This is a genomic window from Candidatus Berkelbacteria bacterium, from assembly GCA_016187225.1.
Taxonomy (GTDB): domain Bacteria; phylum Patescibacteriota; class UBA1384; order JACPKC01; family JACPKC01; genus JACPKC01.
Genome location: JACPKC010000007.1, coordinates 80,015 through 100,198 on the forward strand (window position 1 = coordinate 80,015; position 20,184 = coordinate 100,198).

At 47.3% G+C, this 20,184-nt stretch carries 22 protein-coding genes; 4 read left to right on the forward strand and 18 right to left on the reverse strand.

All coding sequences use genetic code 11. The annotated features are described in order from the left end of the window. Positions 1 to 18: 18 nt before the first annotated feature. Positions 19 to 5,571 carry a hypothetical protein gene (locus HYW32_02475; GenBank protein MBI2589863.1) on the forward strand — a complete coding sequence of 1,851 codons (5,553 nt, stop codon included), beginning with the start codon at positions 19 to 21 and terminating at the stop codon, positions 5,569 to 5,571. 22 nt (positions 5,572 to 5,593) lie between these two features. Beyond that, positions 5,594 to 6,802, forward strand: coding sequence for a PD40 domain-containing protein (locus HYW32_02480; GenBank protein ID MBI2589864.1), 1,209 nt, complete (start codon positions 5,594 to 5,596; stop codon positions 6,800 to 6,802). 169 nt (positions 6,803 to 6,971) lie between these two features. On the opposite strand, the gene HYW32_02485 is transcribed toward HYW32_02480, so the two are convergent. The 8 genes from HYW32_02485 to HYW32_02520 all read right to left on the reverse strand — a co-directional run bounded on the left by HYW32_02485 (position 6,972) and on the right by HYW32_02520 (position 12,801). Beyond that, the gene (locus HYW32_02485) at positions 6,972 to 7,256 is read right to left on the reverse strand and encodes a DUF721 domain-containing protein (GenBank protein MBI2589865.1); all 285 of its coding nucleotides are present in this window, start codon (positions 7,254 to 7,256) and stop codon (positions 6,972 to 6,974) included. Continuing rightward, positions 7,246 to 8,328, reverse strand: a complete 1,083-nt coding sequence (gene recF, locus HYW32_02490; GenBank protein ID MBI2589866.1) for a DNA replication and repair protein RecF — start codon at positions 8,326 to 8,328, stop codon at positions 7,246 to 7,248. The genes HYW32_02485 and recF overlap by 11 nt, the downstream gene beginning before the upstream one ends. Beyond that, positions 8,328 to 9,437, reverse strand: a complete 1,110-nt coding sequence (gene dnaN, locus HYW32_02495; GenBank protein MBI2589867.1) for a DNA polymerase III subunit beta — start codon at positions 9,435 to 9,437, stop codon at positions 8,328 to 8,330. Before dnaN ends, recF begins: the two co-directional genes overlap by 1 nt. A 200-nt stretch (positions 9,438 to 9,637) precedes the next feature. Next, positions 9,638 to 11,041 (reverse strand): chromosomal replication initiator protein DnaA, encoded by a 1,404-nt coding sequence (dnaA, locus tag HYW32_02500; GenBank protein ID MBI2589868.1) that lies wholly within the window; start codon positions 11,039 to 11,041, stop codon positions 9,638 to 9,640. A gap of 193 nt (positions 11,042 to 11,234) precedes the next feature. Then, positions 11,235 to 11,993 carry a membrane protein insertase YidC gene (locus tag HYW32_02505; protein MBI2589869.1) on the reverse strand — a complete coding sequence of 253 codons (759 nt, stop codon included), beginning with the start codon at positions 11,991 to 11,993 and terminating at the stop codon, positions 11,235 to 11,237. A 28-nt stretch (positions 11,994 to 12,021) separates the two neighbouring features. Next, positions 12,022 to 12,264 carry a membrane protein insertion efficiency factor YidD gene (gene yidD / locus HYW32_02510; GenBank protein ID MBI2589870.1) on the reverse strand — a complete coding sequence of 81 codons (243 nt, stop codon included), beginning with the start codon at positions 12,262 to 12,264 and terminating at the stop codon, positions 12,022 to 12,024. Between the two features lie 2 nt (positions 12,265 to 12,266). Beyond that, the gene (gene rnpA / locus HYW32_02515) at positions 12,267 to 12,659 is read right to left on the reverse strand and encodes a ribonuclease P protein component (protein MBI2589871.1); all 393 of its coding nucleotides are present in this window, start codon (positions 12,657 to 12,659) and stop codon (positions 12,267 to 12,269) included. Next, entirely contained in the window at positions 12,643 to 12,801 is a 159-nt protein-coding gene (locus HYW32_02520; GenBank protein ID MBI2589872.1) for a 50S ribosomal protein L34, read from the reverse strand. The genes rnpA and HYW32_02520 overlap by 17 nt, the downstream gene beginning before the upstream one ends. Before the next feature lie 55 nt (positions 12,802 to 12,856). Here HYW32_02520 and HYW32_02525 point away from each other — a divergent pair, with 55 nt between their 5' ends. Then, the gene (locus HYW32_02525; GenBank protein ID MBI2589873.1) at positions 12,857 to 13,573 is read left to right on the forward strand and encodes a DNA alkylation repair protein; all 717 of its coding nucleotides are present in this window, start codon (positions 12,857 to 12,859) and stop codon (positions 13,571 to 13,573) included. 24 nt (positions 13,574 to 13,597) lie between these two features. Here HYW32_02525 and HYW32_02530 read toward each other — a convergent pair whose 3' ends face one another. From HYW32_02530 to ddlA, 8 genes are all read right to left on the reverse strand, one after another. Next, complete coding sequence (locus tag HYW32_02530; protein MBI2589874.1) at positions 13,598 to 13,942, reverse strand: hypothetical protein; 345 nt, start codon at positions 13,940 to 13,942, stop codon at positions 13,598 to 13,600. Further along, positions 13,932 to 14,336 (reverse strand): peptide-methionine (R)-S-oxide reductase MsrB, encoded by a 405-nt coding sequence (msrB, locus tag HYW32_02535; GenBank protein MBI2589875.1) that lies wholly within the window; start codon positions 14,334 to 14,336, stop codon positions 13,932 to 13,934. Before msrB ends, HYW32_02530 begins: the two co-directional genes overlap by 11 nt. Further along, entirely contained in the window at positions 14,333 to 14,851 is a 519-nt protein-coding gene (gene msrA / locus HYW32_02540) for a peptide-methionine (S)-S-oxide reductase MsrA (protein ID MBI2589876.1), read from the reverse strand. Before msrA ends, msrB begins: the two co-directional genes overlap by 4 nt. A gap of 3 nt (positions 14,852 to 14,854) precedes the next feature. Continuing rightward, positions 14,855 to 15,085 carry a type II toxin-antitoxin system HicA family toxin gene (locus HYW32_02545; protein MBI2589877.1) on the reverse strand — a complete coding sequence of 77 codons (231 nt, stop codon included), beginning with the start codon at positions 15,083 to 15,085 and terminating at the stop codon, positions 14,855 to 14,857. Continuing rightward, positions 15,078 to 15,299, reverse strand: a complete 222-nt coding sequence (locus tag HYW32_02550) for a type II toxin-antitoxin system HicB family antitoxin (GenBank protein MBI2589878.1) — start codon at positions 15,297 to 15,299, stop codon at positions 15,078 to 15,080. Before HYW32_02550 ends, HYW32_02545 begins: the two co-directional genes overlap by 8 nt. Positions 15,300 to 15,538: 239 nt before the next feature. Then, the gene (locus HYW32_02555; protein ID MBI2589879.1) at positions 15,539 to 16,291 is read right to left on the reverse strand and encodes a hypothetical protein; all 753 of its coding nucleotides are present in this window, start codon (positions 16,289 to 16,291) and stop codon (positions 15,539 to 15,541) included. Positions 16,292 to 16,486: 195 nt separating this feature from the next. Continuing rightward, positions 16,487 to 16,861, reverse strand: coding sequence for a hypothetical protein (locus HYW32_02560; GenBank protein ID MBI2589880.1), 375 nt, complete (start codon positions 16,859 to 16,861; stop codon positions 16,487 to 16,489). A 128-nt stretch (positions 16,862 to 16,989) separates the two neighbouring features. Next, the gene (gene ddlA / locus HYW32_02565) at positions 16,990 to 18,090 is read right to left on the reverse strand and encodes a D-alanine--D-alanine ligase (GenBank protein MBI2589881.1); all 1,101 of its coding nucleotides are present in this window, start codon (positions 18,088 to 18,090) and stop codon (positions 16,990 to 16,992) included. A 60-nt stretch (positions 18,091 to 18,150) separates the two neighbouring features. On the opposite strand from ddlA, the gene HYW32_02570 reads away from it, so the two are divergent. Continuing rightward, the gene (locus tag HYW32_02570) at positions 18,151 to 18,375 is read left to right on the forward strand and encodes a hypothetical protein (protein MBI2589882.1); all 225 of its coding nucleotides are present in this window, start codon (positions 18,151 to 18,153) and stop codon (positions 18,373 to 18,375) included. A gap of 117 nt (positions 18,376 to 18,492) precedes the next feature. On the opposite strand, the gene HYW32_02575 is transcribed toward HYW32_02570, so the two are convergent. Continuing rightward, positions 18,493 to 19,644, reverse strand: a complete 1,152-nt coding sequence (locus HYW32_02575; protein MBI2589883.1) for a hypothetical protein — start codon at positions 19,642 to 19,644, stop codon at positions 18,493 to 18,495. 6 nt (positions 19,645 to 19,650) lie between these two features. Continuing rightward, positions 19,651 to 19,857, reverse strand: a complete 207-nt coding sequence (locus HYW32_02580) for a helix-turn-helix transcriptional regulator (protein MBI2589884.1) — start codon at positions 19,855 to 19,857, stop codon at positions 19,651 to 19,653. Between the last annotated feature and the right edge of the window lie 327 nt (positions 19,858 to 20,184).

Below are 20,184 nucleotides of genomic sequence, written 5' to 3' on the forward strand. Positions count from 1 at the left end.
TTGCACAGGAGGGAATGGGTGCGAACATTTGGTAATGCAAAAAAAAATAATCGCGTGGTCGCGCTGGTGTTTCTCAAGCGCGCGGCGACATTTTTCTTGCTTTCTTTATTGCTTTTGCCAATCAATTTCCCGCTCTTAAATGCGTTCGCGGCGCCGCTCGAAACAGGTCAAATCCAAAAGGTCGCGGCGCCGCCCACTCTCGATGAGCTAATCAAGGGAGTGAGCGAAAGTTCGAAAAAACTCAATCTGATTGCTCAACCTGTCCGCCGCTTGAAGATCAACGGCGTTGATAAGTCTCAATTCGATGCGTATTTGCAACTTGCGAAGCTTTTTGAAATCGACCCCAAAGCGGCGGAAAAATTTACAAAAACCGGCGAAATCGATCTGCCGGGCGAAGTCAAGGGCGCTCTCCAACTCGATCGGCTTTCTGTTTACGATCGAAGATTGATTCGGTCAATTATTCATCAGGTAACGCCGACTGCGTTTGGCGGCGCGGGGCAAGAGTTCTTAAACGTTAAACGCATTACCAAAGGTCATCGCACTGAAAAACGCCGAGAAAGTGACGAAACGATTCCGCCACCCGATGAAGATCGTAAAGAAACGCCCCACTTTTCCGACCGCGGCGCCGCCGCCGATGTGAGTGAAGTTGATTATCTGCGCGGCACCAAGTTCACAATCGAAGCCAAACAAGATCTCGGCTCGCTCGTTGGCGAGAAAAAAGAGGAAATTAAAGACATTGAGCACCTGCCCCTCAAACCGATTGAGGTAAAATGGCAAGAAAAACCGCGAGGCCAAGGCGGACAAGGGAGTCCGCTGGCACTACCAGGCCAAGGGCAAACCCAGGGCACGATGCCCTCATTGAATAAGCAAAGTCCATCAGGTCAAGGTTTAAATAGTTTCCTCGCCGCCCTAATGAAAACTATTATCGATGGCCTAAATGAGGCTGGCGCCGAGGTGGATGGCGAAGCTCTCCAAAAATCAGTGGGGAATTTTAATAACATGGCCGATCTCGCCAAGCAATTAGGCGAAGGTTATATGGGAGAATTGTTTGAGACTGAAGAACGTTTATTCACTGGCCCAAATGGCCTGCGAATTACCGGTCAAAATGCCCTTGAACGCGGCACGAATGGTCAAATTCCCGCCTTTGCTTTTTACGGCGAGACGCTCGATGAATTCTATAGAAACACCGGTCGTGAAGTGACTAGCCGAACCTTAAGTTTGCCGCCAGGCGCCTTAATCGGCAACACCTCAAAAGAAGTCATTACGAATGCCGGCGAACGCTTCTGGGAGGTGGCGATCGGCGACCTGCCTCTTGGCACGCTCGATGGCGTTCAGCAAAGCGACCGCGCTGATTTGGAACGCCGGGTCGGCCGCGGCTTGGTAGCCAAACTCTATAACCTAGACGTAGGAAGTTTGCCACTCAATGTCAGTAGTAATGATTTTCAAGCCGCGCTCGGCCTTGCCTGGCCAACGATTGAAGCCGACCCTCAACTGACAGGCAATCAACTGGGCATTCCAGGCGTTAATAGCGTCGAGGCAATTAAGCAATCGCCCGATGAGTGGTTGCGCTTAATTGGCGTTGAGGTGTTGAAAACAGTTGAGGCGTATCATCCTGCGCGGCGCGATGCGGCCTTTAATCTAGAATCTCGGCCAACGCTCGATACTTTGCCGGAAGGCAATGGTTCGGACAAGGCCCGCACTTTACTCGAGGCGTACGAATTTAAGCCACAGGCTAAAACACTCCTTGAAGATATTGTTACTACGAACGTAGATTTTTTGACGACGTTCGCATCGGACGATGAACTGCGCGGTTGGCTCTTAGATAACGCCTACATTAAAGGCAGTGACCCAAATAAAGCGCAATTAACCGATCGACTCCTTGCCGCCGATGCAACTGCTTTCTATGACACTGGTGTTGAGGCGCTCGCCAAAGGCATGGCGATCGATAACGACACGCGCGAGCGAATTCGCAAGTACCTGCGGGAGGGTGCTTTGCCCGCGCTCACCGAAGTGGCTCTCGACCTTGATACCCTCGCCCAAAAAACTGGTTTTCAAAATCGCGCCGAGTTTGACGCGGTCTTTCGCTACGACGCGCCAGCGCTTGCTTTTGAGTACGTGGGGCGCTTGCGCGTCCTCGCAGTCTTTGCCGCGTCTCCCGAGGAAGCGACAAAATATTCAACCCTGGTCGTACCAACTAAAGATGAATTGATTAAACGCCTGGAAACACTTAAAAAAGCGGGCGACAAACTGCGTGCTGAACGCACATTGCGCGAAAAAACTGACGCGGCCCTCGTTGCGATCGATCACATTTTGGTTGATCTCAATGCTCGAGGCGGCATTCTTGGCAGCCGAATGTACGAACGCTGGAGCCAAGACTTGGCGATCATTGCTCAAGCGGGGCAAGCGGCTGTCGACGTCGCTGATACTAAGACACTTCGCGCTTATTCGCTCGCTTATGGCGCGCTTTTCGGTGAAAACGGCGCCGACGCTTTCGCTATTCAAGATCCGCGTTTGCCAGCGCCAAATTCGTATTTCATGAATGAAATCCTCTCAAAAGTTTTTGCTGAAAAAATGAGCATGAACGAAGCGACCGAACGCATTGGCGGCGAGCTCTATGACACCGCCCTTGGTCTTGAACTAAATACGTTTTATCCCTTTAATGCCGAAATTCGGGATTCACTCAACGAACGTGATATGAATAAAGTCGACCGGTTGATTAAAAACTTTGCCAAGACTCAACTGGCGCCGCTCAAAGAAGCGATTTTCATTGCCGATCGCCTGCTGGCCGATTTAAGTCATCCTCTCAATCTCAATCCGGAATACTTAGTGCGTTCGGTTTTTCAAGGCGCAGGTTTAACGACCGATCTAGGTTCTCTCATTCTGGATGCCGGTTTCGATCTCTCGCCGAGTCGATCGCTGACTAAACTGTTCCGCAACACGCCTTTTTCGCCACAAGCCGCCGATGAATTCTTCAAATCTCTCGGGCTGAACAAGATCGAAAAACTGATTACCGGTCTGGATAATATCTCGCTGGATATCGATGGCGATGCCTACGAGCAGATGCTCTATGGCTATATTAGCCAAAAGCTTGGGATCCAAGTGACGCCGGATGGAGTGGAATTCAACGATCCGATTCGCTTCATCGAGACAGTGAGTGGCCGAAGCGTTGGCGCGCTCTTGCAAGAATACGGCGTCAAAGGAGTGACCAACGCTGATCTTAATCTATTTATTAAAGGTCAAATTTTCGATTTCGATTCTAAATTCTGGAAAGACCAGCAGTATCTTGATCGGTTTGAGCAGATCGGCAAGTCGGCTTTCCCTCAGTTGCCGAGTGGAATCGCTCGCGCCCTTTTCGATAAAAATACGACGCCCGAACAACGTGAAAAATTCTTTAAGGATGTGCTCAAAGGCGAGATCAAACAACAATTAACTTCGGATAACATTAAGAATGTTTTCGGCATTGAGAGTGGCGCGTTGGCTGGCGGTTTAAGCGGGGCCGTGGACATTCTTTTGAGCGATAAAACAGGCGCGGAAAAGGCCGCGGCAATGGAAAACCTTGGCAAGGATGTCGCCGATGCCTTTACTCAAGAAAAATTCGGCGTCTCGATTAAGTGGATGTTCGATGACACCTTGACTGACAAGGAAAAGGCTAAGGCTGGTCTTCGGACAGCAACTCGAGCTTTGAATTTAGACCCATCGATTGGCCAGCTCGCTGAAAACGCCCTGGATCTCATGTTCACGGAGAACGCCCTCGACACCAATACGCCTGAAGGACGAAAGCAAATGGCCTCGCTCATCCAAGCCGTGGGCAATGCCGCCGGCGTACCACCCCAATATAGCGCGATTGCGGCGGGTTTTGCCACTGGCGATTCCGGCGCTACGATGATCGCTTTTGCCGGTGGGCAATTTGACAGCTTCTTGCGAGAAAATGGGATTGTCGGCGTCGGTTTTCAAGATTTTTATCAAGCCTTTGCCGGCCCGAGCGAGAGCGTTTTAGGGTCAATTCGCGCCGAAGCCTTTAATGAGCTGAAAGATGGCATCAACGCCGGCAACACCTATTTTGGCCCCGACGCTGACTGGCCAACTCTGGAACAAATTAATAATCCCGATCGGAGTCAAACCTCGCTCTTGGGACCAGATGGCGAAGAACTTCCCATCACGGACGGCGAAGCGGATTACTACGTAATGCGCTTCAACGACCGCGTCAAGCAATGGCAGGAAGAGAAGCAACAGAAGCTTATGTTTGCTCTTGTCGACAGTGGCCTGACGCGCGCCTTAAGCGAACGGGTGCCCGGCTTGAGCATGCAAGGCTTTACAAAGGCGATGACTCAAGGCACTTTCGATCAACAATTTACCGCAATGGGTAAATTGGTCGCCGGCATTAGCGGGAGCAAAGATGCCGCACTGATTTTAGGCGGCGTCGAGGTGGCAAAAGATCTATATAACTTCTTTGGCTCGGACAAGGATCTCACTAAGGTTTCAGCGGCCGGCTTGAGTCAGCTTGACAGTTGGCTTTCAAATGCAACGGGCGTGCCCTTGCCGCCCGGGGTCAGCGGTAGCCTGCTTGCCTTTGTCAAAACTGGGAGTCTCTCGCAGGATGTTTTAGATGCCAACGGCAAACTCGTTGCCAAATCATTCGAGTCCCTTGTCAGTTCCGACCTAACCATCGCCTACATGGGCGGTTATATCGATAGAATAGTCGGCTTGCCAGCCGGGAGTACCTTTGGGTTATATCAAGGATTCCAAAATTTGGCCGCCGCCCAAGATGCTTATCAACTGGCGCAAATTCAAGCTCTGGCGATGCCAACCGATAATTTAGGCATGATTGAAGGACTTACAACATCGGTCGCAGATGCTCAAAAAGCCCTTCAAAATCTTCAGATGGCGCAGGCGAGCTTGGTGAATCTTGGGGTTGGCCTCGCGCTTGGTAGCACCTTTGCCAAACTCGATGCCCAACTTGGTTTGCCAAACGGACTGACGCAGATGCTGGTCTCAACGGCAATCTTTACCGCGATGGTGCCTGGCATTGGCCTTGCCACGCTCGCCCTAAATGTGTTCTTACCCTTCCTCGCACCCTTCCTGTTGGGCTCACTTGGCTTAGGCGGCTTTCTTGGTGGCAGTCAAAAACGCGTCGAAATTCTCTGGAGCCGTTATACCGATCTCTGGCCCGAAGAAGTCCCGTATGATTTTAAGGATAAGGATAACCCTAAAGTCGGCAAGGAAATCGCCTTTGCCAAAGAATTGCCCATCGGCGTCTTCCGTGGCACTTCGGAGCAAGCCTTTATGCTGGGCGCCGAAGAAGCGGCAAACCATAAACTTGAAATTTTCGTGGGCAATCTGTTACACATGGCCGACGATTTGAAAGACGATAAGATGACGCCGTCCCAAATTTGCTCGCACAAACGCGATCATGGCTATGCTTACGAATATCTTTTTGACCGTGTCTGGGGCACGGGTGTAACCGGTTCTTATTTCGAAAACATTAAAAGAGAAGAGGGGCGCAAAGGTTACTGTTATGACGAACCTGGCAAGCCACCGCTTTTGGCGGAGTGGTTGCATTGGCAGTATTAGTGAATAAAAAGTGCAAATAATTATGAAAAATACGCGAATTTGGCTACTTTCAGGTTTAGTCTTGCTTTTGATTGGCGGGGTGATCTTTTTCTTATTCTTCTGGAAAGCCACTTTGAGTGTTAGTCCAACACCGGCCGAGGCGCAAGTAAGCGTTGGAGACGCGCTTGGAATTGGATCGCTTACGACCAAGCTCTCGCCAGGCGAATCTAAAGTGATGGTCTCGCTTTTAGGCTATCTGCCCTATACTCAAATACTCGAGCTCAAAACAAACGAAAAGCGGTCGCTCGAAATTGAACTTCGCAAACTCCCCATTCCTCAAGAACTGATCGGGGACCGCATCCAGTATCTCGCGCTCGATGCCGAGCGCGAATCGCTTCTTTACCTCAATGGTGGCACAAAAACCATTGAGCGACTCTTTTTAGAGAATCTACTCGAACCCAGGCACGATTCAATCACGCCGGCGCGTTTTGGCGGGATTACCGAGTTCGTCTGGTCACCCAATCGTCAACTCGCTTTTTTTAGAGAAGGCGACGCACTCAAACAATACGACTTTCACCGTTACGATCTGACCAACCAAACAACCAAGGATTGGCCGACTGGCATTGGTTCAATTGACTGGCGCCCAGATGGCGAGAAAGTAGCTTATTACTATGAACCGGGCGGCGGTGAAAAATCACTGATTCGAGCCAACAAAGACAATGGCGAGCTTGAACGAATCTTTAACTTCCAATCGACCGATATCAGCAATCCAACCTTGTTTTGGTCGCCTGATGGCAAAAAAATCGCAATCTTAACTCAAAAACTCTACATTTTCGACGTTTTTTCCAAATCCCTGGCCGAGCTTCAAACCAATGGCTCTGTCAAAGAGGCGCGTTGGCTACCCACGAGCGACCGTTTGCTTTACCAGGAAAATAATGGTCGGCTGACCGTAATTAATTTGGAAAACCAGCGCACTGAATTAAGTCTTAATGGCTCGGTTGCGGATTGCGCCTTTTTCGCCGACGGAAGCGCCCTTGTCCACGCAAGCGGCTCGGGGCAAATAGCCGAATTCATAAAAGTTGCTTTTGATAACTCCGTCCAAACACCCTATCTTTTTGATGCCGCGATCACCGAACTCGCGCCAACAAACTTATTACTCGCTCCCGATGAAAAAACACTTTTCTTTACCAGCAATGGCAAACTCTATGCCTTAGCGCTCGATGATGGGATATATGCGAGCGGTGGACAATAGAACCAGTTCTAGCAAACAAATGTATTTTGAGACTATCCTCAGAAAAATTGGCACGGTTTCACGCTTGTGAGTGGGAACAATTTTTGAGGACTAAGTGAATGAGCCGCTGGAGCGAATGAGCGTGTCGAAAAATACATTCGCTTTCTATTACCCACCGCTTGCTATTCTTTTATTCATAACTTTCAAAACGAAACTTAATCGTTTTTATGAGTGGCTCGCCGAGACGCGTGTTAATGGCCGCAATAATTTCGGGTACCTGGCTTTCAATTAGATACCGCTCGACCGGCGTTTTGATAACGGCAATTAATCGACCCTCGCGAAATGATTTAATCGTCAGCCGACCCTCGGCAACCTCATTGGCAATCGCAACAATTGACGCCGCGTGAAGCTGGCGACTAATTTTATGACGCGTGTGAAAACTTCCTAATTCATCTTTCACCGATTTAAGCGACATGAGCCGGCTTCCGCTCAAAACTCAACTCGAAAATCTGGGCACGTTTGGCAAGCGCGGGACTAATGAAAGCGGCGTCGGTAGCGGTAATCATCACTGGATGAGCTGGAATGAGCTTTTCAAGCGCCTCAGAGCGCGCGCGATCAAGTTCGGAGAACATATCATCGAGCAAGAGTATGATCTGATCGTCGCGCACCTTCGATTCGACAAACTCAAGCTCGGTTTCTTTGAGCGCCAGCAGAAGACTCCTTTGTTCGCCGCGCGAGGTCGCCACCGAGGCTTCGTAACCATCGACTTTGAATTGCATATCATCCCGATGCGGTCCAAGGGTCGTTGCCCGATTTTCCCGGTCGCGGTCGCGAGCGGCAAGGAGGTGCTCCTCATATCGGTCTGGATCAGAAATCGTACTCTGATAGTTAAGAATGATCGATCGCCGGGAATCGATCGCAACTCGATTATAGTTCTCGCCCAAACGAGCGGCCAAAAAATCTATAAGGGCATGCCTCTTTTTAAGCAAAACCCGACCCTCTTGAGCTAGAAGTATCTCCCAGGGCTCAAGGGCGCGCCCATTGGGCTCGGTTAACGCGCGCAGAAGCGCGTTGCGCTGTTTGAGCGCGTGTTGGTAGCCAACGAGACTGGCGGTATAGGTTGGGTCGGTGCCGGCCAAGATCATGTCAAGATATCGGCGTCGCCCTCTTGGGGCGCCTGTAATTAGTTCCACAAGTTCGGGCGAAAATAGGACGACGTGAAAGAGCCCGATCGAATTGAGGGCCGAGATTAGTCCGCCGTTGTGCTTAGCTTGCTTGGTAAAAGTTTGACCAAAAGTTGAAACCACCCGTTCAATTTTCAGTTCCGACAGTTCAAGACGCGCTCGCGCCGTGTCACTTTCCCAACCGATTAACTCTCGATCGTGAAGAGTGCGATACGATCGGCCAAGACTTAAATAATGGACTGCTTCCAAAAGTGTCGACTTGCCAACTCCATTCGGCCCTAAAATCAGTGAAATCGGCTTAAAGTCAAGCTGAAGTTCCTGAAAACGCCGAAAGGCTGTCAACTCGAGAGTGAATTGTGCCATTATTGAGCATCAACTCGAAGCGGCATAACTAGGCTTAAATAATCGGTCTCACCCTCGGGGCGGAGTACGCCCGGTCGATCGGTGCCGGCCAACTCGAGTTTAATTGTATCCGTATGAATTACATTGAGAGCGTCTAAAAGAAACTTGGCATTAAAAGCGATCTCAACAGGGTCGCCGGCGACTTCGGCTGGCGCCGTCGCCTGGTTCTTGCCAACGGCACTGGAAACAGCGGTGAGGCGAAGCATTTCAGGCGCCTTAGCGGCTAACCGAACTTGGTGAGAGGCGTCGCGCGCAAATAAGCTCGCCATTCGCACCGCGGCGATCAACTGGCTCCGTTCAGCAGTTATTGTTGTGGCCGATTTCACTGGAATAATCTGCCGATAGTCGGGAAATGTGCCTTCGATCAGACGAGAAACGACTTGGGTTTGATCAAACTCAAGCGAGAGCTGATTTTCAGCGAGCGAAAGTGTCACTTCTTGCTCGGAGTCAGGCAGAATGCGCCCAAGCTCGATCACGACTCGTGCCGGTAAAATCGCCGCCATCGGTTTATTTAAGGCTTCCGCGAGCTTCAATCGTTTCTCCGCCAATCGATAAGAATCGGTGGCCGCAAGAACAAGTTCACGCTCACTGGCTGAAAGATACAGGCCGTTTAACACCGGCCGAGCGTCATCGATCGCGGCGGCGAAAACTGTGTCTTGTAAAGCTCGCCTTAAAATCATTGCCGGCACCCGTATGTTGGATTTAGCGCTTGGCGCCGGAATTGGGGGAAATTCAGACGGATCAAGCCCATGAATCACCGCTTCGTAACGATCTGAACGGAGAGTCGCTTCAGTCCCTTTGAAACTAAAAGTCAGGGTGGCATCAGTATTACTGGTTACAAAATCCACCAAAAGGCGAGCGGGGAGGGTGATCGCTCCTTCTGTTTTAACTTTGGCGCCAATAAAGGTAATCACTCCTATTTCTAAATCAGTTGCGGAAAGTTTTAACTGCCCAGATTCCGCCGAGAGATAAATATTAGCTAAAATCGGGAGAGAAGATTTAGTTGTCGCAACCCGACTAACGATTTGCAGGCCCCGATTAAAATTTTCCTGCGTAATGATGACTTCCATATAATTACTTTAGATATAAGAATTTGTATTAGTAGTAATAAGGCCTGTGGATTGGTGGATTAATAGAAGAAAACCGTGTGGATAATCTGGGGATAAATGGAAAATTTTTGGGGAATAAGTGTTGAAGAATTGGGGAAAAACTTGAGTGGTTAAAAGTTTTCCTCTTTGTGCGCACTTCTATTCCCCAGCCTTGTCCCCAGTCAATTCGCGTAGAGTTGTTCTTTGATCGAATTAATTTCGCGTTGCAGTGTATCGTTTCGAGTCGCGAGCTGGTGTTCGATTTTGTGGACCCCGTGCATGATTGTCGTGTGATCTTTACCACCCAGCATCTTGCCAATTTGAGGGTACGAGTAGCCAAGTTCGTAGCGCAGGATATACATTGCGATCTGGCGAGGATAAACAAATTCTTTGAGGCGGCGTTTGCCAAGAAGTTCTTCCATCTCAAGAGAGAAAAATTCAGCAGTTGTTTGGAAAACCTGGTCAATTGAGATTTGTTTGCTCCGCAGATTAGCGCCCGTCTGGCTAAGAATTCGTTCGACGAGCGAAGTTGAGGGGGCGACGTTGTATAGCTCGCAGTGCACGATCACGCTGTTCAGCGCGCCCTCGAGATTGCGGATATTGCTTTGAACATGCTGGGCGATGTACTCAATGATTTCAGTCGGCAATGTGAATGATCTTTCTAGGCATTTGTGTTTCAGAATTGCCTGGCGGGTCTCGAAGTCGGGTGACTGAATGTCGGCAACCATCCCCCAGCCAAAGCGAGAGGAGAGACGGGGCTCGAGTGACGGAATCGATTGCGGTCGCATATCGGAAGTCATAACGATTTGCCGGTTGGTTTGATGCAGAGTGTTAAAGGTGTGAAAAAATTCTTCCTGTGTTCCCTCTTTGCCGGAGAGAAATTGAATGTCATCGATGAGTAAAAGATCGGCGTTTCGGTAGCGTTTTTTGAAGGCATCGAGCTTCTTGGCTTGGAGAGCCTCAATGAATTCAGAGGTAAATTTTTCACAGGAAGCGTAAAGGACAGTCTTTTTGGGGAAATGTTTTTTTATCTCATTGCCGATTGCTTGCAGAAGATGGGTCTTGCCGAGTCCGACTCCACCATAAAAATAGAGCGGGTTGTACTTAACAAGCCCGGGCTTTTGAGCGATGGCAGTGGCCGCGGCATGTGCCAGGCGATTAGAATTACCCACGATAAAGGTTTCAAAGGTGTGATTTGCATTGAGGCCGGTTATGACATCCGCGCTGGCTTGCGTTTGAGTTTGCGCGATCGTTTCGAGAGTGGCGAGCTGTTCAGTGGTTCGAATGTCACTATTCGATTCTTTTTTGGGCGCGCGATTAGGTGATTGGGCTGAAGAGACTTGGTATTCGACGCGACGCAGACCTGGGTAAAAACGTTTCAGGGTTTCTAAAATTTCAGAGTGATATTTATCTCTCAACCATGATCTGGCGAAAGTGTTCCACACTCCAATGACCACTTCCTCGTCGGTCACATCGACGATCCGGCTGTTCTTAAACCAAGTCTTATAGTTGGCCTTCGAAAGGACAATCTCCAACTCTCCAAGAACGATTTGCCAGACTTTGGCGGGATTTTCAACAGTCTTCAATTGAACCCTCCTTGTCTTGTACTTTACGACCATACGTTAGTTATCCACAGAGTTCAAGTTTTGGATCAAGAAGGATTTGATTATTGTTTTTTATTAATTTTCTCCTTGAAATATTCCACAAATATACACTGGCAAAAATAACCCACATACGACTTGTGGAAAACATGTGGATAGAAAGTGGAAAATTTTTTACTTATTTCTTTTTAATTCGAACCGCAACGTGTGGCTTGGCAATTTCAGGGTGGACGCGTAAGAGCCAGGATTGTTGGATAACTGAAAACAAGGTGGTCACAACCCAATAGAGGGCGAGGGCCGCTGGCAGAGTGCTTGAGATGAAAACTGTGAGGAGCGGCATTAAATAAGTCATGCGTTGGCCGATCTGTTCGGTGGCTTCAGTGGTCGGGTCGGTAGATTTTGTTTTAACACGGCCGCGGAGCATCTGCCAAGTTTGCAAAAACTGCAAGCCGCCAGCGATTAAGCCAAGAATTAGACTCGGAGCCTCAAGGCTAATGCCTAAAAACATAGTTTCCAGCGCTGTTGGCGTTGGCACAAAGCTGTATAGAAGGTTAAAGTTGTCGGGGTGGATGCCATTTAGAACCACGCGGTAGAGAATTAAGAGAATTGGGAGTTGAATTAAAATTGGCAGACACGAGCCAAAAGGATTGACGTTGTGTTTTTGGTACAAGGCCAACATCTGGCGATTCAACTCCTCGGGCTTATCCTTGTAGTCGGCGCGCAGATTATTGATTTCCGGTTGAAGCGCTGTCAGTTCACGCTGGGCGCGGAGGGCTCGGGCTGAAGATGGGACGAGCATGAGCCGAACAACAACCGTCAGACCGATAATTCCAGCCGCAAGATTCTCGCCTGGCAGGATTGAGATGAAAAAGAAGAGTAAATTAAAAAGTGGCTGATAAAACAGCGTTGTGGACAGTGACTTGATTGTTTCGATCATTGTTCCTCACATTAACCAAGCCAGCGACTTACTTCAAGGACGGAAGCGGGTCGGCGCCGCCTTGATGCCACGGATTGCACCGCAGGATTCGTCCGCACCCCAACCACGCTCCGCGGAGCAACCCAAAACGCTCAATCGCCTTAAAAGTGTAACTCGAACAACTCGGCTGAAATTTGCAGTACCCGGCCGGGTAGAGGGCGCGCAACCAGCCATGATCAGGTGAAAAAGTATGTTGATAAAAGCGAATTACAAGAAGAGCAAGCGAACGCATAATTAATTCAGCAAATTATTTTTTTTGAGCAGTTTTTCCAGATCGTCTTTGAGGCGCGCAAAAGTCAGAGTGGGCATGACTGATTGACGCGCCGTGTCTCGATGTTTAGCCGTCGCCACTTGAATTGTGCGCGGGAGGAGTTGAATAATTAGGTCAATTCGTTCAAGGGCAGGATAGAATTCGCGCAGAATCGATCGCACTTGTCGCTTCAATAAATTTCGTCGCACCGCTTTAGTTGAGAGCTTGCGACTTGTGATGATTGCGATTCGGGCGCCCACTCGTTGACTTGCTAGCCAATTTAGACGAAAAAAATCACTTCGGGCTGAACGGCCGTGTCGATAAATGCGCGCAAAGTCACGCGCGTTTGAAAGGCGAGCGCTACGCGACAACAACAAGACGCTCCCGCCCCTTGCGCATCCGGCGTTTCAGAACGAGGCTTATTCCATTTTTGCCGGCGCGCTTCATCTCATTTTTTCGGGCGAAAAAACCATGCTTTTTAGCTCGCGCTCGATTTTTTCTCTTGGTGCGTGGTAACATATCTGTGCCTTAATGATGGGGCTAGTATAAGGTAAGTTTTTGATTCTGTCCACTCATGACCAAGTTAACCGCTCAAGGTGTAAAAATCTCACTGAAAGCTAAAGCCTCACCCGAAAAGGCCAAAGCATCGGCTTGGTTTTTCAAAACCGGCAAGGGGCAGTACGGGGAGAACGATAAGTTCAACGGCGTCACGGTTCCGGAACAACGCAAGGTCGCCCGTGCGTTCCGCGACTTGCCTTTGAAAGAAATTGCAAAACTGCTTGAAAGCTCGATTCATGAACATCGCCTGACAGCTCTTTTGATCCTTGTGCGCCAATATCAAGGCGATGGTGAGGTGGAGCGGGCAAAGTTGGTTAAGTTCTATCTCGTCCACCTTGATGGGGTGAATAATTGGGATCTCGTTGATTCGTCCGCTCCATATATTCTTGGCGATTGGTTGATTCGGCATCCTAAGGAACGTTTGACGCTCAAGAAACTTGCGGCCACAAAGAATCTCTGGCGCGAACGAGTTGCGATTGTGGCGAGCGGCGCTTTGATAAAATCAGGTCAGTTCGCGGAGACTTTGGCGCTGGCTAAGCAATTTCTCACTCACTCACACGATCTTATTCACAAAGCGACCGGTTGGATGTTGCGCGAAGTTGGGAAGCGCGACAAGACAACGCTCACAAGATTTCTTGATGACCATGCCCCAACAATGCCTCGCACCATGCTCCGCTATGCGATTGAGAAACTCTCGAAAGAGGAGCGTTTGCGATATCTTAAGGCATCTTGAAGCCATTGCGTAATTTCCTCCGAATTAATCTTCAATGTTTTTCCAATCTACTCCAGAAGACAGAACATTTTGATCAGCTAACCTTTTCTCTGCCGCAGTTCCACGAATTATTGCCTGGCGAGTTTGTTGGAGTTGAGATCGTCTTGAACTTTCTAAGAACGCCTTGAGGAAGCGAGACGCCAGGCGACGTTCTTGATCATCTACGCCAAGATCTTTCCAATTAATATCGATAATCAATGTTTTGCCTCGATGCTTGCGATCATCGATTTCTTCTAAAAACTCCCACCGTTCTAAATGTCTAAAAAAGTCGGTCACGTCAACTGTTTGATTAGCATTATTTTCTGGTGACCCAACTGATTCAATGGTCATTCGTCTCCTTTTTTTGAAAGTTTAACACGCAGGAATTGATGCAGTAGCGCTTACCACCGCGAGCCTGCGGACCGTCATCAAAGACGTGACCGAGGTGAGCGCCACAGTTTTTGCAACGAACCTCGGTCCGACGCATACCGTGCGAGGTATCGGGGAGCAGTTCAACATGGGCACGGTTCATCGGTTCGGTGAAACTTGGCCAGCCGGTGCCGGAATCAAATTTAGCGTTGGACGCAAATAATTCCGCGCCGCAAACGACACATTTATACATTCCACGTTCGTGATGATCCACATATTTACCAGTAAAGGCCGGTTCCGTCCCCCGTTCCTGCGTGACACGAAAAGCGAGCGGCGAAAGTTTTCTCTTGAGTTGGTCTTTGGCGGGTTGCGTCATTGTTTAACTTGATCGGTTATAAACTGATCGACTTGGCCGAGATTGACGTGGCAGTAACCGCCGGGATTGGTGTCGAGATAATTTTGATGATACTCCTCCGCCCGCCAAAAGCGACCGGCCGGTTCAATGGTGGTTGTGATTGGCCGATCGTATTTTTTGGACTGCTCGAGGGCTTGTTTTGACGCCTCGGCCATTGCCCGTTGTTCGTCGGAGTGGGTGAAAATAACCGAGCGATATTGACTGCCGACGTCGTTGCCTTGACGATTGCCTTGAGTCGGGTCGTGAATCAACCAAAAGAGTTCCAGCAATTGACCATAACTCACCTTAGCTGAATCGAATTTAACCTCGACAACTTCAACATGACCGGTTTGGTCGATCAGAACATCGTCATAGTTCGGCTGCTCCATTGCCCCGCCCATATACCCAACCTTGGTCTCGACGACGCCGGGTACTTTTTTGAAGGCCGCTTCTGTCCCCCAAAAACACCCGCCGCCAAAAGTTGCTAGTTCAGCCATTGTCTATATTTGTTTTAATTGTCGTTCAAAATCAGATAATGCCATATGCGCCTGCCGAAGAATCGAACGGAACGTGCCGATCGGGATTGCTTTGCGCTTTTTAGGAACAATTGCCGTTAAGGTTGGCGTCCCAATTTTTCGGAATTTAATGTGGCTACCAACTTGACTGACTTGAGTAAATCCTTTTGCCATGAGCACTTTATCAACTTCTTTAAAAGTGTACCGTTTAGGCATTATTTAGTTTGAGGCGGACTAGCTCTGGCTGATTCACATCAGCAAATCTGGATTCATCTTCAAAATAAAGCTGAAGAGCTTCCTTTAAGTTATTAAGCGCTTCTTTCTTCGATGATCCAAAGCTGGCAACATCAACATTCAAACATTGAGCAACAAAATCATCGTCCTCACGCCAAACAATTGCTTGGAGAAAATCAATTTTTGGTTGCTTCATAATAATTTGAGTTTATCAATTCAACACATCTGTTATCAAATTTTGATTTCAAGAAAGCGCAAACTCTGGGCGTCAGCCCAGAGTCAAGCGATACAACAAACCCCGCCACGGCGGGGAACAAGGCGAATCGAAACTCCGAGCGTAAGCTCGGAGAGTTTCATACCCTAACGTATTTTGAATATAGACGGTCAGTGAGTTATGAATTATTTTGCCTCAATCTCTTTATTCACTCACTGTCTTTAGTTAGTTGAGAACTTTATTGAATCAATAATATCTTGAGTCACTGGACTAGGAGTTGATTCAAAAATCTCGTAATACCAGCCATCAAACTCCAGTAAATATATTTTTGCTCCGTCGCCACCAAAAACATTGGGACCAGCATCTGCTTTATAGGCCGACTGGCCGCCCAAGGAAATACCGGTAATGTTTTGGAGCCGAGATTCCTCGGTAGCTGAATAACGATCAAGATAGTCAGCGAGACTCTTGATTTGGCTTACATCTTCCGCTCCGCCGGCATCATAAACTAAATCTTCAAGGGAAGGATGGATTGTAATTCGGAGCGGATAAGGCAAGTCAGTATCATCGTGCTGTGAAAGGAGGGCAGTCTTCTCGATAAGAATGATACCACGATTATCGCCCCGAACTGGCGTTGGTTCTTGTGCGGTGTAATCTTGCGGATAAGAAAATTCCAGTTTGCCTTCTTGATCGGAGCTAACTTCGGTCTCGTATTTTAGATAACTGGTTGATTCTTCGGCTGTTCCACTCGCTATTTCGTCACTAGTTTCTGAAGTTTCAGCTTGAGATGGATTGGTTTGTTGCGACGGGGCGGCAACTTGATTTTTCAACCGACTGTTTTCGGATTCTAAATTAGCAATTTTGGTGTCCGATTCAGTCTGTAGAGAGTTAAGTTTGTTTCGCTGCCAAAACAATAAAACTGCCCCACCAACAACTAACGCAACTACCAAGATGACATAAATTTTTGCATTATTCATCTTCCCACCTTATATCTTGTATTTGGAACTAGATAATTTTGATCATACCCTTTTTCTGGGAAAAATCAATAAGCTAGAGTAGTAGGGATATTGCGTGGAAGTTTTCGTGCCGCTCGGATGTTAAAAAGTAGACCATCAGGGCCTGTTTTTGCATGAGTGACGGCCCATTGCCGCCGAAAGTGGCTAGTTCTGTTGTCATGCTTTTTCAGCTAGCGCCTTGCCCATTGAGGCGGTGACGATTGGGATGATGAGGTAGGTGACGCCGATGTCTTTCAAATAATCCACCAACGTCATTTGCATCGGCGAGGACGGCATAAAGAGAAAAAGGTCGATGACCAAATTGACAACCAACCAGGTAAGGCCGAGCTGAAGGCCGACTTGTTTGTAATGCTCTTTGACACCCCGAAAATACATTTTGGCGGCAAAAGCGGTTGCCAGCGCCAAGGCGACCGGCATGATCGATTCAAAGAGTGGTCGCTCATTCTCGCGAAGTGAAAAAATCGCGATCGCCACCACAAAGACAAACGCCCAAATTCCCGCGCCCCATAGAATCGCTCTTTTGTAGTTCATCTTGCCTCCTTTAGATGTCAGAGAGAGGCCTTAATCGTGGCGATCCTGGCTCCTCGCAATGACGAAAACGGGAAAGTTTTTTGAATTATCAATACTAATGCTCGAACCTTTAAATTATTTCGTATAAATTATTTCGCATCGTAAAAAGTTTTGAGTTTTTGTTCTTTTTCAAATCTTTCAAACGCCAGTTGGATTAAGCGATCTATAAGTTCAGTGTAGGAAATTCCGCTTGCCTCCCATAATTTTGGATACATGCTGATTGAGGTAAACCCGGGAATAGTGTTGATTTCATCGATGAGGACATCGCCGTTCTTTTTGAGAAAAAAATCGATCCGACCCAATCCCTCGCAAGTTAAGGTTTTAAAAGTTTTGACCGCAAGCTCCTGAACTTTTTTCACAATATCGTCCGGTAACTTTGCAGGAATTTCAAATGCCGCACCATACTCGTCGAGATACTTTGCTTCGTAAGAATAAAAGTCGTGATTGGGAATGACCTCGCCGGGGATAGAGGCAATCGGGTCGTCATTTCCGAGGACGGAACATTCAATTTCTCGTCCGGCGATATTTTCTTCAATAAGTATTTTCCTGTCGTACTTAAATGCTTCTCCGATTGCTGTCTTGAAATCTTTTTCCTCAATCACTTTACTGATTCCAACTGACGAACCCATATTTGCTGGTTTTACAAAAAACGGCAATCCTAAATTTTTGACAACCTCATCATAAATCGGAATTTCCTTTTCTCTAAGCGTTAAAAATTTTCCTATTGGTATGCCCGCGTCTCTAAGCAAACGCTTCATCACATCTTTGTCCATTCCAACCGCTGAACCTAAAACACTTGCTCCAACAAAAGGAATATTGGCAAGTTTCAGCAAACCTTGCATTGTTCCGTCCTCACCAAACGGGCCATGCAAAATTGGAAAAACTACATCAATAGATTTCTCTGATTCGTGAGTATCCAGGTTTGCTATTTTTCCGTCGCTTTGTGGAACTAGCGCAACGCTCTGGCTTGTTTCGTTATTGAGTTTGATTAACTTTGGATTTCCACTATTTAAGAGAAATTTTGAACTATCCGCCAAAAACCATTTTCCTTTTTTGTCTACGCCAATAAGAACAGGCTCGTATTTATCCTGATCAATTGCTTCTATGACATTTTTGGCGGACTGCAAAGAAACTTCGTGCTCCGCCGATTTTCCGCCAAAAATGATTCCAACTTTTATCTTCTTTTTCATAAAACTATTTAATCAATAGATCGTATTGGCAAACGAGGGAACAAATGAAGAAAAACTTCATTGGTTCAAAAAAAAGTCGGTTCGAACTTTCAAATTAAGGATCGAACTGGACTTTTTGAGCCACGCGGAGCGTGGAAAAACCTTTTGGATTCGGGAATTATTGGCGGGAATACGTTTGTGTCGCGCCTGCGGCGCGACCTCATTGCGGCTTCCAATTCCGATTTTCAATTTTGGCGGTGTTTTTTGATTGATGTTCGAACATTTTTTGAGCAAAACCCAGAATGATTGCGCGCTTCGCGCGCAAAACCAGAACGCTCGGGCGGGCAAAAAGGAAGGGGGTTGGGGGGAAGGAATTTTTGCCCGCCCTCGCTTTCCGCCACTGGCGCGCCGCCTTTAAAATTATTAACCGCTCTTATTTTTCAATTCCTTGCGCATTCTTTCTACCTCTTTCATATCCTTCACTTTTTGTCTCATTCTGTTCAATTCTTGTCGTTTTTGGTTATTCTTTTCTTCAACTCCAAAAAGTTTGATAGCGATAGCTAATATGTTATCAACTGATTTATCTTCCGATTCTGCAATTTTTTCTGCTAATGTTTTAAAACCTTCCGCCATATCTTCCCGTTTCTGAAATTCAGACTGACTTTGTATAAGAGAAAAAATTTCGTCTGCATTCATTTCTGGTCTGATTTGGTTAGCGAAACCTTCAAAAATTTTCCGTCCGCGCTCGACATTTGCTCTAAATTCATCCTCGTAGACTTTCTCTATATCATCAATATCTTCTTCCGTAATTTTTCCTGTTTCAATTAATTTTTCTGCGTCGGTAACATCATAATTCCTACCTTGATGGAGTTTATAATAAAGAACTTTCCCGGGATGAGAAATGTTAATTTGTCTGTCGTGAAATTCCAGCGGTTGTGGTTGAACCCATTTTTCTGGAATAGGCATACCTGAAACACCTAAGGGTTTTCCGTCCTTATCTCTTTGGATAATATGAACATCTACAAAATTTAGGGCTTTGTCTCGACGAATTTTTCCATTTTCATCTATAGCGGCGATTAACATATGCTCTGCAGCTGATTCGGCAAAATCTCTATGGTTAACTCGCTTCATTATTTTATTTTTGGTTTTGTCTTCCGTGCGAGACAAAAATAAGCCATAACCATTTTTAAGTAATTGCGCCTCCAGTGCTTCAAGTTCGTCTTTCTCTACGGAGATGTCAACATCCTTGTGCTCGCCGATATATTTTTCGGGGTTTTCGCCAGCACCATTCATTAAGGATATATTCAAAGCCCCATCAAGGTGCCAATTTAAACCAGACCCTTCAAATGCTTGGCCCAACTCTTCAAGGCTTCCATTCATTGTTTTAACGACTTCAGGAGATGGTCTTTTGCGGACGAAGTTTTCATCAATCTTTTCCGTAAAGTCTTCCCATGGTGGTTGCTCCTGCTCGTAGTATTCAGCCCGAATTTCAGAGGCATGTCTCTGTTCGTCCGTCATCATGCTTTCAGCTTTATTTACTTCTTCTTGTGTTGGATTGTATTTTTCTGGATTCATAAAATTTTACTTTAACAAATCATCAACTTGAACTTCTAACGCTTTTGCGATTTTTTGCAAAGTTTCAATTGTCGGATTGGTAATTCCGCCAGTTTCAAGCTTGATAATTGAATTATAAGAAACATCCGCCGCTTTTGAGAGGCGATCTTGCGACAATCCTTTGGATTGTCTTAGTTTCTTAATATTCTTGCCGATTTTATTCTCTTGTGCCATACTTGTATTATCATACTGCTATGATAGAATAGTGTTATGCCAACTTACATTGTAATCATATTATTAGGATACATCTTTTTCTTGATTTTTACAAGGGAGGTTAACATTGTGTGCGCACGGGAGGGCGGGGCAAACACAACTCCATTTATAGCGGCGCATTTTGCAAAGCAAAATACGAAATTCGGCGGCGGAAAGCGAGGGCGGGCAAAAATTCCTTCCCCCCAACCCCCTTCCTTTTTGCCCGCCCGAGCGTTCTGGTTTTGCGCGCGAAGCGCGCAATCATTCTGGGTTTTGCTCAAAAAATGTTCGAACATCAATCAAAAAACA